Here is a 15,369-nt window from a genome sequence, read left to right on the forward strand (position 1 = left end):
TGAAGCAGGTCAGGTGCATGAGGCACCCTCCTTGTGGCCTGTCAGACGAAGAGAAGGAGAGCGGATGTTCGGACGTGCTCGTGCCCACCGTGAATTCCGTGAAGCCCAGCGTGCCGGCCACGCCCTGCTGCACACCATGCAGTCGCATCCCGGCTTCCAGCCTCCGGCACCCCCTGCTGATCAGGCTTCGGACCCCTCCGCGGAGGCGGTGGTGCCCGACTTCCTGCCGCCGGATCTGCGGGTCCCCTCGCGTCAGGAGGTCGAGGGCCTGATGATGCGCTGGCAGCAGCCACTCGTCATCGACGGCGAGGTCCGTTCGTGCCCCGAGTGCGGCGCATACCGGGACTGGATCATCTTCAGCATGTGCGACGACACGATCCACCTGCGCTGCCGGGCCGGCCACACAACGCCGGAGCCCCGCCTCGACCCGGTGTGGTTCAACCGCAACTCCGGTCCGGTCGATCACTTCCATCCCACCCTCGACGAGGGCCTGCGCCACCTCGGCCACTGAAGCCGACGAAACCCCTGAAACCCCAACTCCCCTTCTCTCTGCCGGTGCCCGGAGGGCCGGCGCAGTCAACCTGTCCGCTTCGCAGGCCACTTAGGGGTTTCGCATGCGCCTTCCCATCACGACCGTCCTCAGCCTCAGCGCTCTCGCCGCTCTGGTTCTGACCGGCTGCTCGACGGGCAGCACCACCTCCGCCGAGCCGGCCTCCCCCACAACCGCCGCGCCGCGCAAGGTGGGCTCGAATACCGCAGCGTCGGCGCCGCTGTCCTCGGCCGCACTGAGCAAGCGGCTCCTTGACGAGAGCGACCTCGGCGAGGGCTACAGCCGCAAGCCGCAGCGCCCGGCCACGCACGACGATGTCACCGTGATCGGCTGCCCGGCACTGGCCAAGCTCGGCAGCAGCGCGGCCACCGGCACCGGCCTGTCCTTCCCCCGCCAGGCGAAGGCGTCCTTCACCTACGCCGGCGGCAGCGACTCCGAGGTCTCCGAGGTCTCCGAGGAGCTGTACAGCGACACCGCGACGAAGCTTTCGCAGGGCATCGGGGAGATCTTCGACGCGATGACCGCCTGCCCCACGTACCAGCTCGTGTCGGGCACCATCGTCATCGACATGGGCACGAAGCAGACGGCCGCCCCGGACCTGGGTGACGAGCAGTGGAGCCAGCTGCTCACCTACGCGGTCGGCGGGCAGCGCAGCGTCGTCAAGCAGACGGCGATCCGCACCGGCACGATTCTGGTGGTCCTGTCCGGGGCGCCCGCTCTCGTCGACGCCCATCTCGCCGACGCCGTCCAGGCGGCGCAGGCCCGCTGACACTCGACGCTCCGTCGCGCCCCGTTCTCCCCGCTGCCAGGCAGTGGAGAACGGGGCGTTCGTCATCCAGCATTACCGTGCTGCAGGGCCCTGCACACGGCGAGGGCCATGCTCCGGCTCCGGCTTCGGCCGTGGGCCACCCGGACGCTGTCGTACGAAGAGAGGTCACCGGCCTGGTGGACCGTCCCACGAAGACCCGCGGGTGTTTCGCGTTCGTCACTACACCGCGCCGTGAGGTCGTGCTGCAGCTGCGGGACGACAAGGCCGGCATCGGCTGGCCGGGGCGCTGGTCGCTTCCCGGCGGCGGACGTGAGGCGGACGAGACGCCGCTCGAGACGGTCCTGCGCGAGTTGCTGGAAGAGACTGGCATCGTACCGACGGTGATCGAGGAAGTGGCTGTCACCGCCTACGAGGAGGGCAAGACGCCACCCCACGTGTTCGCCGCAGTCTGGGACGGCACCGAGAGCGAGCTGGTCCTCGGCGAGGGGCAGGCCCTTCGTCTGTTCCCGCTGGACGCTCTGCCCGAGCCGATGCCGCCCCATGTCCGGCACTACGTCGAACAGCTTGCACTGCGCCTGCCACCCCGTAGGAACGACCCCTCGCCACCCACATCCTCCGGGTTCCTGTGAGCACCGGGACGGAACGGCACGGCCTGGCGCAACGAAACCGGGCCCTTCGGTGACACGGCGGTCAGGCACGGCGCGTCCAGAGCAGGCTGGTGCGTGCCGCCACAGAGGGTCATGGCAGCGTGGGCATGCCCGCCTCTGGCGCGTGCGGCCGTTCGATGGCAAGCAGGCGATCGGGGTGAAGGCCCAGTTCCACGATCTCGTCGGCGGCGGGGACATAGACCAGGACGGCAAGTCGCCGACCCCGGCCGGGGTGGGTCACGGTCAGGACGTGGTGCTGGTCCGGGCAGCCGGAGAGCGTATAGGCGTCGCCGGAGTTGAGGCCATCGGCACGGCCCTGGAAGGTGTCCAGTTCACGGCGTTGGTCCCACCAGCGGGCGCGTGCCCTCATGTGGGGAAGCGCGGCGGTCCGCCGGTCGCGCTCGGTCCTCCATGCTCGGCGGCAGGGGGCGCATTCGTTGGTGGCCTCGGGGTTCGGTCCGGCCAGCGGCGTGTCGCACAGGCCGGTGCCGGTCGCGGCGCGGCGGCGGTGTCCCGTGACGAGATTGGCGTGGCCTTTGGGTGCCCACAGCAGGTCCTCGTCGCGCGGGCAGGATCCGTCGAAGGACACGCTCACCTCGCCCGCGAGCCGGTGGAAGCGCTCCAGGGCCGCCGCGAGCGCCGAGCAGTTGGCGCACACCCGGCGGGCCGAAGTCGAGCGAGGGTCAAGGGACTTGCCGCAGTAGCCCAGCAGATGGCCGGGGATCGGCAGGTGGGCGGTGGCGCCTTTGCCGGTGCCGGCGGCGGGCCGGAGATCCCGTTCGCCGCCGGGGTGCGGCTGCGTGGTCAGGATCAGCCAGGCGCGTGTACAGCTCTGGCACAAAGAGTGCGTGGTGTTCTCCGCGATCGGTGCGAGATCGGTCGAGTGCGTAGCGCACACCGTCAACGGCTCGGTACCGATCAGGACGCCGTGGTGAGCGGTCCCGTTCGTGGGAGAGATGGACAGCCGGATCATGGGCAGGGGCAAGCAGATCTCCAAGGGTCAGTGTGGGGCGGGTGGGTGACGAAAGGCTCGTCAGAGAAAGTCGAAACGCCCGGGCAGGGTGGCGAGCGTGCGCGCGTCCTCGGCCTCTCTGTCAGCCTCGACGCGGGCGAGCGTGACCGCGCATTGGCCGTACTCGCGCGCGTTCAGCTCTCCGGCCTCGGTGCACTGCCCGTCTTCGATGATGTACCGGGTCACCGTCCGGGCCGGGCCCGAGTCGGTGGGGGTATCGGACACCAGCGACAGCACCGACGACCCGCACCGATTACCCGCATCCTCCAGGGCCCGGTCTACCAGGCGCGTCAGGCGGTCAAAGCGCTCCATGCTCACCGGCCCGAGCACAAGGGTGTTGCCGCCCAGGTAGAGGAGTTCGGCGAGCATTTCCTGGGCAACCAGCGGCCGGATGACGTGCAGGTAGTGACGTCCCGGCCCGGCCGCTGCGATGGCATTGGCGACCGCGAGTCGTCCAGGGGACAGGTATGAAACCGACAGATCGGTGTCCTTTCGCAGCGGAAGCGACCGCCCGGGGCGAGGGGCGGCCGGCATGAGGAGGCGTCGTCGTCAGTCACGGCGCACGACGGTGAGCCGCTCTTGCGCGCCCTCGGGCAGGGTGCGCCGAGGCACGGGGACCGGGGAGGCGAGCGAGGCGGCGAAGGCCGCGACCAGGTCGTGCGGGGCGCTGGCGCTGAAGCTGGCGCACCACAGATAGGGGGCGCCCAAAACAGGTTCCGCCCACGCCTGCCAGCCCATCAGATCGGGGCGCGGGTCGGCGTCCTGAATGAGCTTGGGCAGTTCCTCCAGCGACACGCTGGAAGCGAAGCCGGGGTCCGTGGCCGCGGTCGCGGGGCGGTCCACGTCCCGGATCCAGCCCTGGGAGACAAGCGCGGCCATGACCGCCTGAGGCCCGTCGAACCCGGTGTCGGGCGCCTCGCGGGCATCGAGTGCGACGAGGAGGTCGGCAAGCGCCTCGTGCGGGACGCCCGTGGTGAAGTAGGCGTTCCACTCCGTCAGGGCGCTCGTGGCATGCGGACGGGCGGACAACTGCCACGCCACGGGCAGTCCGCCGAGTTCAAAGGGGTAGCTGGCGAGGATCCACTCGGCGCCGCGCAGCTCGTCCGGGCTCACGTACAGCAGGGTGTGGCGGGAGGTCGGCCACAGCCGCCAGCCCAGGCCGGTCAGCAGGTCGCCGATCCGCTCGCCGAGCGCGCCGTCGTCGCCGGCCAGGTGGCGCGGGGTGACCCAGTACACCGCCTCCTGCGGGTCGGGGTGGGCAGGGTCGTGGGGGTCGTGCGGGTGCAGGGGCGGCTCCGTAGGGTCGTTGGTGGTTCAGCTGCCGTCGTCGCGTGGACCAGTTGCCCTGCGACGGCGGCGTGCGGGAGCCTCGGTCGGCTCGTGCCAGGTGAGCTCGACGGCGACGTCCGGTGGGAGGTGGCCGACCTGCTCGGCGTCCTTGGCCTCGGTGATGAAGGCCAGCGGGTCGCCGTTCTCATCCTGGGCAGCGATCACCCCGCCGATACGGTGGGCCATGGGAAAGAGCGGGTTGATGGCGAGCCGGGCCGTCGCTTCACGGTCGCAGGCGGCCAGAAGGTCGACGAGTTCGCCGACGGTCATCTCGTGCAGATGCGGTTCGTCCACAGCGTTCTCCTCGCGGTAGCGGACAAGGGTGTTCCGAAGCTGGGCAGGGTATGCGGCGCGCGGGGCACCCGGTGGTGTGGCGCCGGCCCCGCTGTTCAGAGCGGCTGGGAGGTGGCGAGGACCTGGGCCACGGCAGCGGCGACGATGGCCGTCGGAGTCTCGGTGTCGAACGACATCCGGTACCCGCGGACCTTCGCGGTGCCGGTGACCGCGATCACCCAGCCCTCACCGTCGGTGCCGGGACGACCCGTCGGAAACCATCCAAGGTAGAACCGCCCGTCCTTGCTGTTCACATGGACATCGGCGCGGTCGTCCACGACCAGCTTGAAATCAGCGTCCGTGAACTGGTCGATCACCAGCGTCGGCTGGCCCGGCCCGAGCTTCCATGAACGCAGCCTCAGGGCCTCGACCGTCGTGGCAAAACCAGGCTGGGCAACCTCCACGGTCACCGGCATCACCTCTCTGACCTGGTATTCTTCTGGGAAGGCATCCACGTTGACATGCTCCAGAAGCGTTGGCCAGTCCTTCCGCGATCTTTCCTGTCTGCCCCAGGCGAACTTGTCCTTTGACAGGGAACCTAGTCGCCTTGTCATTCAATCGAGTCGATACGAAGGCGCGCACGAGGGGCTTCCCTACCGGGCGCCACGAGGGTGTCAGCGGGTGCGGGGCGCGTATATGAGGGTATCCATTCCGATGAGGCAAGTGACGCCGCCGGTGATGTCGTAGAGGTCGGGGCAGTGGCTGTCGGGACCATGCCCAGGCGATCGATCCGAGACGAAGACGCGGCCGTATGCGGCGAGGATGCGTCCGAAGTTGCCGCCGGACTGGAGGGCGGAAGCGAACCGTAGAGGCGAGCGGATGACGGCGATCCAGCCCTTGTGCTCGGTTATGCCCAGCCACACCAGCCACCCCAGTCGATCTTGAGCAGGGCTGCGACGAACAGGGCGATGGAGCGGGAGACACGCACGGTGGCCATATGGCGCTGCCCAGGTTGCAGGTGTGATTCGTGGCTGCTGTGGTGGAACGACCGCTGCCGGGTAACCCGGCTGTGTGTCCGGACATCAGGTCGGCGGAGGACTGTGCCATGTCGGGCAGTGTGAGTGCGGAGCGTCAGGGCGCGATGGCGGGCGAGCGGCCCCGGAGTCTGCAGCTGCCGGGGATCATCCTCGGGGTGGGTCTGGGCGGTTTCGTGGACGGGATTCTGCTGCATCAGCTGTTGCAGTGGCATCACATGCTGACCAGTACGAATCATGATCGGATCGGGGTGAAGTACTACCCGTCGAACACCGTGTCCGGGCTGGAGATGAACACGGTGTGGGACGGGATCTTCCACGCGATCTGCTGGGTGGCGGTCCTCGCGGGCCTGGCCATCTTGTACGCGAGGGTGACGCACCACCGGCGCCGGGTGTGGAGGTCTCCGGCGCTGTGGGGCTGGATCCTGGTCGGCTGGGGGCTGTTCAACCTCGTCGAGGGCATCCTGGACCACCACATCCTCGGCATCCACCACGTCTATGCCGGTGACCAGCAGGTCTGGTGGGACCTGGGCTTCCTGCTGCTGGGCGCCATCCTGGTCGCGGTCGGCTGGATGATCCAGCGCCGGGCGCTGCCCTTCGACCCTGAGAGTGACGGGCCGACGCGGGAAGCGCGGCACGCATGATTGAGCATGAACATCCGGCACATCATCACCAGACGGACGGTCTGCCGTTCGAGGTGCTGGTGCCGGGGGTGTTCGTCCTGGTGCTGGCCGGTGGTTACGTGCTGCTGGCCGCCCGGGCGCGTCGGCGCAACGCGCAGGCCGGGTGGAGCCGGTGGCACACCGGGTGGTTCCTCGCCGGGTGCGGTCTGCTGGCAGCCGGTCTGCTGCCCCCGCTCGCCCCGTGGGCGCACGGTGACTTCCGCGGACACATGCTCCAGCACCTGCTGATCGGCATGTACGCCCCGCTCGCGCTGGTGCTGGGAGCGCCGGTCACGCTGCTGCTGCGCAACCTGCCCGCCGAGCAGGGCCGCCGGGCGACCGGTCTGGTGCTGAGCCGGCCGGTGCATATGCTGGTCAACCCGGTGGCCGCGCTGGTGCTGAGTGTGGGGACGCTGGTGCTGCTGTACTTCACGCCGCTGTACAACGCGATGTCGGCGAGCACCTGGCTGCACTGGCAGCTGCACGCGCACTTCCTGCTCGCCGGGTGCCTGTTCGCCTACGTCATCGCCGGGCCCGACCCAGCCCCGGCCCGGCCGGGAGTTCCGGCGCGGCTGGTGGTGCTGGGAGCGGCGATCGCCGCGCACGCGGTGATCTCGCAGCTCATGTACGGCGGGTTCGGCATCAACATCCACGCGCCCGTCGAACAGGTCCAGCGCGGCGCGGAGATCATGTACTACGGCGGCGACATCGCCGAGCTGCTCCTGGCCGTCGCGCTCGTAGCCACCTGGCGCCCCCAGCACACCGCCCGCCGGACACGGGAGCTGCGCCGTCGGTCGGATGCGGCCCAGCCCGCAGCGCCGTAAAAGTCTGCTCCGCGTCCCCAGCTCCGTGCGCACCCCGGCCCGAGGGCCGATGATCCGCCATGCCGGGGATAGGGCCCCGGAAGGCCGCCGAGGGCAGCGTTCCGGCCCACCTCGCCGAAGGACGGGCGGCCGGGCCATGCCTACTGCTGGGTGAGCGTGGACAGGGCGGCGTCCAGGCGTCGGGTGGCGTCCTCGGCGACAGGCTTGAGGGCGTCCTGTCCCGTGAGGGTGACCATCGTGGCAGGGTCGAGGGCCTGGACGGCGACGCGTTCGCCGTCGGTGCGGACGACGACGTTGCAGGGCAGCAGCAGGCCGATGGACCGGTCGGCCTCGATCGCCTGGTGGGCGAGCGGCGGGTTGCAGGCTCCCAGGATCAGGTAGTCCTCCATGTCGTGCCCGAGCTTCTCCTTGAGCGTCGCCTGCACGTCGATCTCGGTCAGGATGCCGAAACCCTGCTCGGCCAGGGCCTCGCGCACGGCCCTCACGGTCTCCTGGAAGTCACCGGTCACATGGACGGTACGGCTGTAGGTCATGGTCATCGCCTCTCCTCGCCTGCTGACCGCTTCGCGCGGAAGCCACGGGTACCCGTCCTGGACAGGGCGGGACCACCCCGCGAAATATACCCCCGGGGGTACGGGTGTTACGGTGAGAACAGATACCCCCGGGGGTAATTTTCATGCGAAAGGAGTATCCGCGTGTTCTTCGTTGACACCATCGAGCTGGAAGGTCTCGGCAACCGCAGCTACCTGGCGGGCGGTGAGCACACGGCGGTGGCGGTGGACCCGCCGCGGGACATCGACCAGGTCCTGGCGGCTGCAGCCCGGCGCGGTGTGCGGATCTCCCATGTGGTGGAGACCCACCTGCACAACGATTACGTCACCGGCGGCCTGGGACTGGCCCGGATCACCGGCGCCCGCTACCTCGTGCCGGCCGACGCGAAGGTCTCCTTCGCGCGGGTGGCTGTCGCCGACGGTGACACGGTGGACATCGACACCGGCAGCCGGGTGACGCTGGCCGCGATCGCGACCCCGGGCCACACCCCGCACCACACCTCCTACGCGCTGCACGAGGGGGGACGGCCGGTGGCCGTCTTCACCGGCGGGTCGCTGCTGATCGGCACGGTCGGGCGCCCGGACCTGGTCGAGCCGCGGCTGACCGAGCATCTGGCCCGCGCCCAGCACGCTTCCGCACACCGCTTGGCCTCCGGCCTGCCGGACGAGACGGCGGTGCTGCCCACCCACGGGTTCGGCAGCTTCTGCTCCTCGGCCCAGTCCGACGGGGACCAGAGCACGATCGGCAAGGAGAAAAGTGCCAACGCGGCGCTGACCGCCGACGTGGACACGTTCGTCGCCGACCTGCTGGCCGGGCTGGAGGACGTGCCCGCCTACTACGCGCACATGGGCCCGGCCAACGCCGCGGGCCCCGCCCCGGTCGATCTGACCCCGCCCGCGCTCGCGGACCCCGGTGAGATCGCCACGCGGCTCGCGGCCGGCGAGTGGGTGGTCGATCTGCGAAACCGGGTGGCCTTCGCCGAGGGGCACGTGGCGGGGTCGTTCAACTTCGAGGCCGACGGCAAGATCGCCACCTACCTCGCCTGGATGATCCCCTGGGGCAAGCCGGTCACCCTGCTGGCCGCATCGGCAGAGCAGCTCGCCGACGCCCAGCGCGAACTGGTGCGGGTGGGCATCGACCGCCCTGCCGCCGCCGCGACCGGCGGGCCCGCAGCCTGGCTGCCCGACGGGCAGCCGCCCGCCTCCTTCCCGCGCTCCACGTTCGCCTCACTCGCCGCACACCACAGCACCGAGGACGTCGTGGTCCTGGACGTGCGCCGCGACTCCGAGCGCTCGAACGGCTGGATCGAAGGGTCGGTGCACATTCCCATCCACGAGCTCCACGGCCGCCTAGCCGAGGTACCGGCGGGAACGGTGTGGGTGCACTGCGCGGGCGGCATGCGCGCCGCGATCGCCGCGTCCTTGCTCGACGCGGCCGGCCGCGACGTCATCGCCATCGACGACGACTTCGACGCCGCCACCGACGCCGGCCTGCCCCTGACCGCCGGCTGACCCCCACCCACCCACAGCACACGAGAGGGAGAACGTCATGTTCCTCTTCCGCCGCAGCCAGCCCCGTATCAGCGTGGAGCAGGCCCGCAGCCGCACCAGCGGCGAAACCCCGGACGCGGTCCTGCTCGACGTCCGCGAACAGCCCGAGTGGAACGCTGGCCACGCCCCCGGCGCCCTGCACATCCCGCTTTCGAAGCTCGTCTCCGGGTCCGCCCTGCCCGACGGGGCGTCGGGCAGGGCGCTGGTGGTGATCTGCCGCAGCGGACACCGCTCCCAGCAGGCAGCCAAGCTCCTCACCCAGCGCGGAGAACAGGCCGTGGACGTCAAGGGCGGCATGAACGCCTGGGCCGCCGACGGATACCCGGTCAGCGACGAACGCGGGAACAGCGGCCGGATAGCGTGAGCGCCCTGAGTCTCGCCCTCGTCGCCGGGGCCGTCATCGGCCTGGCCCTGGGAGCCCTGGGAGGCGGCGGCAGCGTCCTGGCCGTGCCCGCCCTGATCTACCTGCTCGGCTTCACTCCGGCAGCGGCCACCACCGCCAGCCTGATCATCGTCACCGCCACCTCCGCCACCGCCCTGTACGCCCACGCACGAGACGGCCACGTCGCCTGGAAGAACGGATCGCTGTTCGCCGCGGCGGGCATCATCCCCGCCTACCTCGCCGGAGCCGCCTCCGGCCACCTGCCCGACGCCACCCTGACCACAGCATTCGCGGTGATCGCCGCACTGGCGGCCCTGCGCATGCTCCGCCCCGCCGCGTCCGAACCGGCAGGCCCGATACGGCCCGGCAAGGCGGCCGGGGCAGGCGCCGGGCTCGGTGCGGTGACCGGACTCCTCGGCGTCGGCGGCGGATTCCTCGCCGTCCCGGCCCTGGTGAGCGTGCTCGGGCTGACGATGCGCCGCGCGGTGGGCACCAGCCTGCTCGTCATCACCGTCAACTCACTCGCCGCCCTGACCGCCCGCACCGGAACCGGGAGCGGACTCGAGTGGGAAGTCATCGCACCGTTCACCGGGGCCGCGATCCTCGGCGCCTGGGACGGCAAACGCCTCGCCGCCACAATATCCGGCCCCACTCTGCAGAGAATCTTCGCCGGTGTACTCCTGGCCGTGGCCGCGTTCATGCTCATCGACGTGATCGCATGACCACGGCAGCCACCACGGCTGTCAGGCCAGGGACAGGAACAGCTTCTCCAGCCGGGCCCGCATCTGGTCGCGGTCGCCGGCCGCCTGCCCGCCGTCGGCCATGCAGTGCTGCAGCCCGGTCGCGATGATCGCGAACCCGGCCCGGTCCAGTGCGCGGGAGACCGCCGCAAGCTGCGTGATCACGTCCTCGCAGTCCCGGCCCTCCTCGATCATCTTGATGATCCCCGCGATCTGCCCCTGAGCCCGCCGCAGCCGGTTCAGCACCGACTTCAGCTCGTCGGCCGCCATCTCAAGCTCCACCGTCCACCTCCACAAAGAAAATACCCCTAGGGGTATCATACCGGGTGCAGGCACCCGCCCCCGGAACCCCGTGAAAGGACCACCCCGCACATGAGCACCCCCACCGCCCTCATCCCCGCTCAGGCCGCCGCCCGCCTCCAGGACTACACCGTCATCGACGTACGCACCCCGGGCGAATACGCCGCAGGCCACCTCCCCGGCGCCCACAACATCCCGCTGGACCACCTCCACACCGCCCTGCCCGCCCTCAAGGCCGCAGCCGCCCGCGGCGACCTCCTCATGGTCTGCGCCTCCGGCAACCGCTCCACCACCGCCTGCACCGAACTCGCCGCCGCCGACATCCCGGCAGCCACCCTTGCCGGCGGCACCACCGCATGGGCCGGCGAGGGCCACACCCTCCAGCGTCCCGAGAACGGCCGGGCCGTCTGGCCCATGGAACGCCAGGTCCGCCTGGCGGCCGGATCCCTCGTCGTCCTCGGCCTCGCCGCCGGCACCCGCTGGCGCCCCGCCCGCTGGCTGTCCGCCGCCATCGGCACCGGCCTGGTCTTCTCCGCCGCCACCAACACCTGCGGAATGGCCGCAGCCCTCACCAAGCTCCCCCACAACCAGCCCCGCACCACCGACCTCGACGCCACCCTGCAAGCCCTGCAGGGCTGATACGACCACCAGTTACGTCGCTGCACGGGCGCAGCAAGAAGTGCTGCGATTCTGCGCGACACCGCTGACCAGCGCTCCGTGTGCCTTGTCGCTGGCCGTGCCACTGCCGGGATACTGCCGACCGCAAGCACCTTGATCGAATGATTCCGTAACACGTACGCTGACGGCCGTTACTGTGTGTGGCGCAGGGTGAACAGCCCGCTGAACGCGGTTCGCTCGGGTTGCCTGCGGGATGCGGGGGTGCAGGTTGGACAACTCCATGCCGGTGGCAGCTGGTGTTCCGCCTATCCATTTCGGAGTGCACGAACTGCGGACCGGAAGCGCGGACGGGGCACGGGCCGACTTCGAGAAGATGCTCGCGCAGCTCGCGAGTGCGACCAATCCGAACGTCCGGATGATCGCCGCGAATCCGGGCGACTGGGGAATCGACGCTTTCGCCGGTGACCTCGGGGGCGCTATCACTGTCTGGCAGTCCAAGTACTTCATGCCGAAGACCACAACCAGCCAGTCGCAGCAGATTCGCGAGTCCCTCGCGAACGGGCTGAAAGCCGCGGCGGCCAACGGTCACACCATCACGCTGTGGATCCTGTGCATCCCCTCCAGCATGGACGGGCCGGCAGCCCAATGGTGGGACGGCTGGAAGAAGCGGCAGGAGAAGGCGCATGGCCTCGTCATCGAGCTGTGGGACGAGACCAAGCTCGTGAAGAAGCTGCTGAGCCCCGAAGGTGACCAGGTACGCCGCGCCTATTACGAACCCTTCACGGCGCCCGCCGCCCCCGCCCAGGAACAGATACGCCTCGTGCTGGACGTGGAGGAGGACAAGGCGGCGGCGCTCGACTCGGCTCTGTTCGTGCGCCAGATGACCGAGGCCGGTCACGTCGAACTGGACTCGGCAAAAAGGCAGTTCTTCAACGCCGACCTGGTGGCGCGCGAAGTCGCGCACAAGGGCGTGCCGGCTGAGGTTGCTGCACTGAGCTCTGCTGACGCCACCCTTCACGGGGTGTGGGAGATGCAGTTCAACGAGTGCTCGGCCGAGGGCACTCTCGCAGCTCTGCACGGCCGGGTATGGCGCGAGGTGCGCGGTGAGCACGACAGACTGCCCAAGGTGCTGCGTCTGGAGGTGACGCACAGCTGGGGTCTGGTCCATCGGCTGGTCGACAACCGGCGGGCGGGGTGGGTCACGCACTGGCGGCAGATCGCGAGCGGTCATGCCGACGACTGAGGTTTCGTGTCCGTCCGTATCGCTCGACCACTGATGAGGAGCTGCCGTGCAAGCAGACCGGCCGGTTGTGATGCCCGAGGACGAGGTACCTTTTCGTCTCGCTCAATTGCTTCTGCTCCTTGACGCCGTCGCCGCGCAGGACGCGAACGGGGCGACCTTGGAACGCATCGGGTACTACGACTTCCTTTCCGCGAATCCCTTCCTCGTAGTTCCCTCCGAGGGCCGGGACGCGAGCCTCCTCCGGCTGGCCGGATTCGACCCGCAGGTCCTTGCCTACGCGTCTTCCTCACAGCGATTCACGAGCCGGCGAGAACGGATCCAGCACGACTTGGCGCTCCTGGTGGCCTATGGGTGCTGCCGGGTCCGAAATAGCAACGGCTCCCTCACCTACTCGATCACAGAGGCCGGTCAGCACCTCGGCGGGCAGTTCACCGCCACCTACGCCACCTCCTTTGCTACCGCCGCGGACATCGTCGTCCGCCAGCTCCGCAAACTCAGCGACAAAAGGCTGCGCGAGCAGACCGCACGGTGGCTCAGGCCGGACGGACCCGGCGGACCTGCGGCTGCCCTCATGAGCGTCCTGGGGCCAGGACCCTCGCTGGAAACGTCCTGGGAGGGATGATCACCATGGAGCCGCTTCCCGGCATCCGGATCCGCCGTCTGCGCCTGGTCGGCATGGAGCGGTCCTACGACGTCGATTTCACCGCCGAACAGCGGGTACGGAACCTCTCCGTCATCGCCGGGGCGTTCAGCTCCGGCAAAACAGCGGTACTGGAGTTCATCGCCTATGGGCTCGGCGCGAAACGGCACCCCCGCCACCAGGAGGTGCTGCGAAGGGTCCGTTCATGCCTCCTGGAGGTCGAGCTATCCGGCGAGCCGCACGTGATCGAGCGGTCGGTCGGAGAGCCTTCGAAGGTCGCTTTCGTACGCCGCGGAACCCTCGACAGCAGGCCCGCGTCCAGGGCCGAGAGCAGGCCCATCGACCCGCCCGGGGCACCGGAGAGCCTGTCCTCCCTCCTCTTGAGTCACTGCAAGCTCGAAGGCGTCCAGCTACGCGAAGCGCCCACCAACAGCGAATCCCGCACGGACCCGCTCAGCTTCCGCGACTTGATGTGGCTCGCCTTCCTGCCCAACGAACGCGTCGCGGACAAGAACTTCCTGTTCGAGAACGACTACATGCGCAAGCACAAACTACGGCAGGTTGTTGACGTCGCCTTCGGGGTCCACGACGACCGCGCCGTCGAACTCGGCCAGCGCATCCAGGAACTCGGCGGCCGGCTCAACCGCGCCAAAGCCGAACTCGCAGCAGCCCGTACCTTCGTCGTGGAGCAGGCTCCCACCGCACTGGACGGTGAACCCACACCTGCCGTCCACGAACAGGAGCTGGCTGACATCACGAGCCAGCTCACGGAGTTGGACCGCCGGGCGCAGGCGGGAACGGAATTCGCGGCCCAGCTGCGCCACCAGCACACAGAGGCGGCCCAGACTTCTCACCGGGCGGCAGCGGTCCTACGGGACTGCGAAACACAGCTCCAACGCCTGATGCCTCTCCGCGCACAGTACGCCGACGATCTCCTCAAGCTCGGCATGCTCGGCGAGGCACAGCAGATCTTCGACCCCCTGAGCGTCACCACCTGCCCCGCATGCCTGAACCGGCTGTCGGCTCCCCCCACCGCCGACAACGGACGCTGCAGCCTCTGCCACCACGAACTGACAGCAACGGAAGGGCCGTTGGTCCTGGGAACTGCCGACACCGGCAGCCAGGCCGGGGACAACCGGGTGGACGTCGCGGCCGAGACCCGGTCCACCAAGGCCCGCCTCAAGGAGATCACCGGCTACATCGACGAGCTCGGCGCCTCGCTCGCCTCACTCAAACTCCGAGCAGAAGAGGCGGCCGTCCGGGAAGAGGAAGCCGCCGCCGCGCTGGACGCCGCGACATCGCCCTCCGTCTCACCATTCCTCGCCGCCCGCGACGACCTCCACCGGAGGCGCGAACAGGTCCTGCGACAACTCGAACAGGCCGAGGCCGCGGTCAAACTCCGCGAAGGACTTGCCAAACGGGCCGACGCCGTGGGACGCCACGAAGCCCAGATCGCCCGTCTCCGCGAGGAACTCGCACGGCTTGGAGACGCCTCCCACGACCGCGATCGGGTCATCGCCAAGATCAGCAGCCGATATGGCGAGCTCCTGCGAGCCTGGCGCTACCCCAAGGTCAGTACGCCGTTCATCAAGACCGACCTCACCCCCTTCGTGCGCGGTGAGCCGTACCAGGAAGCCTCTTCCGGCGCCCGCACCCTGCTGACCCTGGCCTGGCAGCTGGCCGTCTTCGAGATCGCCGTCGAAGCAGGGGCCGCACACCCGGGATTCCTCATGATCGACAGCCCTCAGAAAAACCTCGGCCACGGCGGCACCCTCGATGCCGTGATCGCGGACGCCGTCGCCATCGACGACTTCTACCACCACCTCTCCCTCTGGCTCGCAGAGCGCGGTAGCCGAGCACAGCTCATCGTCGCCGACAACAGCCCGCCACCGCTGGTGGAAGGCAGCGTAGTGGTGCGCTACAGCCGCAACGAGGACCGTCCGCCGTACGGGCTGATCGAGGACGAAACCAGTGCGGACGAAGAGGCAGAAGCCGACGCGTGAAACGCCCTCCCAAACACGAGACCTTTCGAGGCGGGCGCGCAGCGGCAGGGGGCATCGGTCCATTGCAGACGGCCGTTGGCGGGCGGTACAGACATAGTGGGGGCCGCTCTCAGAGGTCCAGGAAACGGTGGCGGAGCGATGGGGTGCGCGCCGAGCCGGAGCGCGAGTCGGGACTGAGGAGCGGGGTCCTCAGTGCTCCAGCTAGGCGCCGGGTGCTCGTCGCCGCATCACGCGCATTCGC

At 69.4% G+C, this 15,369-nt stretch carries 20 protein-coding genes; 12 read left to right on the top strand and 8 right to left on the bottom strand.

Annotation, left to right across the window (positions count from 1 at the left end):
* Positions 1-64: 64 nt before the first annotated feature.
* From RB628_RS15560 to RB628_RS15570, 3 genes are all read left to right on the top strand, one after another.
* Entirely contained in the window at positions 65-511 is a 447-nt protein-coding gene (locus RB628_RS15560) for a hypothetical protein (RefSeq protein WP_318321011.1), read from the top strand.
* A gap of 103 nt (positions 512-614) precedes the next feature.
* Complete coding sequence (locus tag RB628_RS15565) at positions 615-1,319, top strand: hypothetical protein (protein ID WP_318321012.1); 705 nt, start codon at positions 615-617, stop codon at positions 1,317-1,319.
* Positions 1,320-1,396: 77 nt separating this feature from the next.
* Positions 1,397-1,948 carry an NUDIX domain-containing protein gene (locus RB628_RS15570; RefSeq protein ID WP_318321013.1) on the top strand — a complete coding sequence of 184 codons (552 nt, stop codon included), beginning with the start codon at positions 1,397-1,399 and terminating at the stop codon, positions 1,946-1,948.
* Positions 1,949-2,057: 109 nt separating this feature from the next.
* On the opposite strand, the gene RB628_RS15575 is transcribed toward RB628_RS15570, so the two are convergent.
* The 6 genes from RB628_RS15575 to RB628_RS15600 form a co-directional block, all read right to left on the bottom strand.
* Complete coding sequence (locus RB628_RS15575) at positions 2,058-2,951, bottom strand: hypothetical protein (RefSeq protein ID WP_318321014.1); 894 nt, start codon at positions 2,949-2,951, stop codon at positions 2,058-2,060.
* Positions 2,952-2,999: 48 nt separating this feature from the next.
* Positions 3,000-3,512: a hypothetical protein gene (locus RB628_RS15580; RefSeq protein WP_318321015.1), complete on the bottom strand. Its 513-nt coding sequence runs from the start codon at positions 3,510-3,512 to the stop codon at positions 3,000-3,002.
* 15 nt (positions 3,513-3,527) lie between these two features.
* Entirely contained in the window at positions 3,528-4,214 is a 687-nt protein-coding gene (locus tag RB628_RS15585; RefSeq protein WP_318321016.1) for a DUF317 domain-containing protein, read from the bottom strand.
* Between the two features lie 78 nt (positions 4,215-4,292).
* On the bottom strand, positions 4,293-4,601 hold the full coding sequence (locus RB628_RS15590) for a hypothetical protein (RefSeq protein WP_412180661.1): 309 nt from the start codon (positions 4,599-4,601) through the stop codon (positions 4,293-4,295).
* A gap of 95 nt (positions 4,602-4,696) precedes the next feature.
* Complete coding sequence (locus RB628_RS15595; RefSeq protein ID WP_318321065.1) at positions 4,697-5,056, bottom strand: DUF317 domain-containing protein; 360 nt, start codon at positions 5,054-5,056, stop codon at positions 4,697-4,699.
* Positions 5,057-5,254: 198 nt separating this feature from the next.
* Positions 5,255-5,503: a hypothetical protein gene (locus RB628_RS15600; RefSeq protein ID WP_318321017.1), complete on the bottom strand. Its 249-nt coding sequence runs from the start codon at positions 5,501-5,503 to the stop codon at positions 5,255-5,257.
* 182 nt (positions 5,504-5,685) lie between these two features.
* On the opposite strand from RB628_RS15600, the gene RB628_RS15605 reads away from it, so the two are divergent.
* Positions 5,686-6,258, top strand: coding sequence for a DUF2243 domain-containing protein (locus tag RB628_RS15605; protein WP_318321018.1), 573 nt, complete (start codon positions 5,686-5,688; stop codon positions 6,256-6,258).
* Positions 6,255-7,100 (top strand): cytochrome c oxidase assembly protein, encoded by an 846-nt coding sequence (locus RB628_RS15610; protein WP_318321019.1) that lies wholly within the window; start codon positions 6,255-6,257, stop codon positions 7,098-7,100. The genes RB628_RS15605 and RB628_RS15610 overlap by 4 nt, the downstream gene beginning before the upstream one ends.
* 140 nt (positions 7,101-7,240) lie before the next feature.
* Here RB628_RS15610 and RB628_RS15615 read toward each other — a convergent pair whose 3' ends face one another.
* Positions 7,241-7,633, bottom strand: a complete 393-nt coding sequence (locus tag RB628_RS15615; RefSeq protein ID WP_318321066.1) for a DUF302 domain-containing protein — start codon at positions 7,631-7,633, stop codon at positions 7,241-7,243.
* A gap of 162 nt (positions 7,634-7,795) precedes the next feature.
* Between RB628_RS15615 and RB628_RS15620 the strand changes: the two genes are divergently transcribed.
* The 3 genes from RB628_RS15620 to RB628_RS15630 are packed head-to-tail and all read left to right on the top strand — an operon-like array spanning position 7,796 to position 10,306.
* Positions 7,796-9,163: an MBL fold metallo-hydrolase gene (locus RB628_RS15620; protein WP_318321020.1), complete on the top strand. Its 1,368-nt coding sequence runs from the start codon at positions 7,796-7,798 to the stop codon at positions 9,161-9,163.
* A 37-nt stretch (positions 9,164-9,200) separates the two neighbouring features.
* Positions 9,201-9,566, top strand: coding sequence for a rhodanese-like domain-containing protein (locus RB628_RS15625; protein WP_318321021.1), 366 nt, complete (start codon positions 9,201-9,203; stop codon positions 9,564-9,566).
* Positions 9,563-10,306: a sulfite exporter TauE/SafE family protein gene (locus RB628_RS15630; protein WP_318321022.1), complete on the top strand. Its 744-nt coding sequence runs from the start codon at positions 9,563-9,565 to the stop codon at positions 10,304-10,306. Before RB628_RS15625 ends, RB628_RS15630 begins: the two co-directional genes overlap by 4 nt.
* 21 nt (positions 10,307-10,327) lie before the next feature.
* Here the strand turns inward: RB628_RS15630 and RB628_RS15635 are convergent, their stop codons facing one another.
* Complete coding sequence (locus RB628_RS15635; RefSeq protein WP_318321023.1) at positions 10,328-10,606, bottom strand: metal-sensitive transcriptional regulator; 279 nt, start codon at positions 10,604-10,606, stop codon at positions 10,328-10,330.
* Positions 10,607-10,696: 90 nt separating this feature from the next.
* Between RB628_RS15635 and RB628_RS15640 the strand changes: the two genes are divergently transcribed.
* From RB628_RS15640 to RB628_RS15655, 4 genes are all read left to right on the top strand, one after another.
* Positions 10,697-11,263: a rhodanese-like domain-containing protein gene (locus tag RB628_RS15640; protein ID WP_318321024.1), complete on the top strand. Its 567-nt coding sequence runs from the start codon at positions 10,697-10,699 to the stop codon at positions 11,261-11,263.
* A 247-nt stretch (positions 11,264-11,510) separates the two neighbouring features.
* Positions 11,511-12,485 (top strand): serine/threonine protein kinase, encoded by a 975-nt coding sequence (locus RB628_RS15645; RefSeq protein WP_318321025.1) that lies wholly within the window; start codon positions 11,511-11,513, stop codon positions 12,483-12,485.
* Between the two features lie 106 nt (positions 12,486-12,591).
* Entirely contained in the window at positions 12,592-13,107 is a 516-nt protein-coding gene (locus RB628_RS15650; RefSeq protein ID WP_318321026.1) for an ABC-three component system middle component 2, read from the top strand.
* Positions 13,108-13,112: 5 nt separating this feature from the next.
* Positions 13,113-15,128 (top strand): DNA recombination protein RecN, encoded by a 2,016-nt coding sequence (locus tag RB628_RS15655; protein WP_318321027.1) that lies wholly within the window; start codon positions 13,113-13,115, stop codon positions 15,126-15,128.
* The last annotated feature ends 241 nt before the right edge of the window (positions 15,129-15,369 follow it).

This window comes from Streptomyces sp. ADMS, assembly GCF_033441795.1.
Classification (GTDB): Bacteria; Actinomycetota; Actinomycetes; order Streptomycetales; family Streptomycetaceae; genus Streptomyces.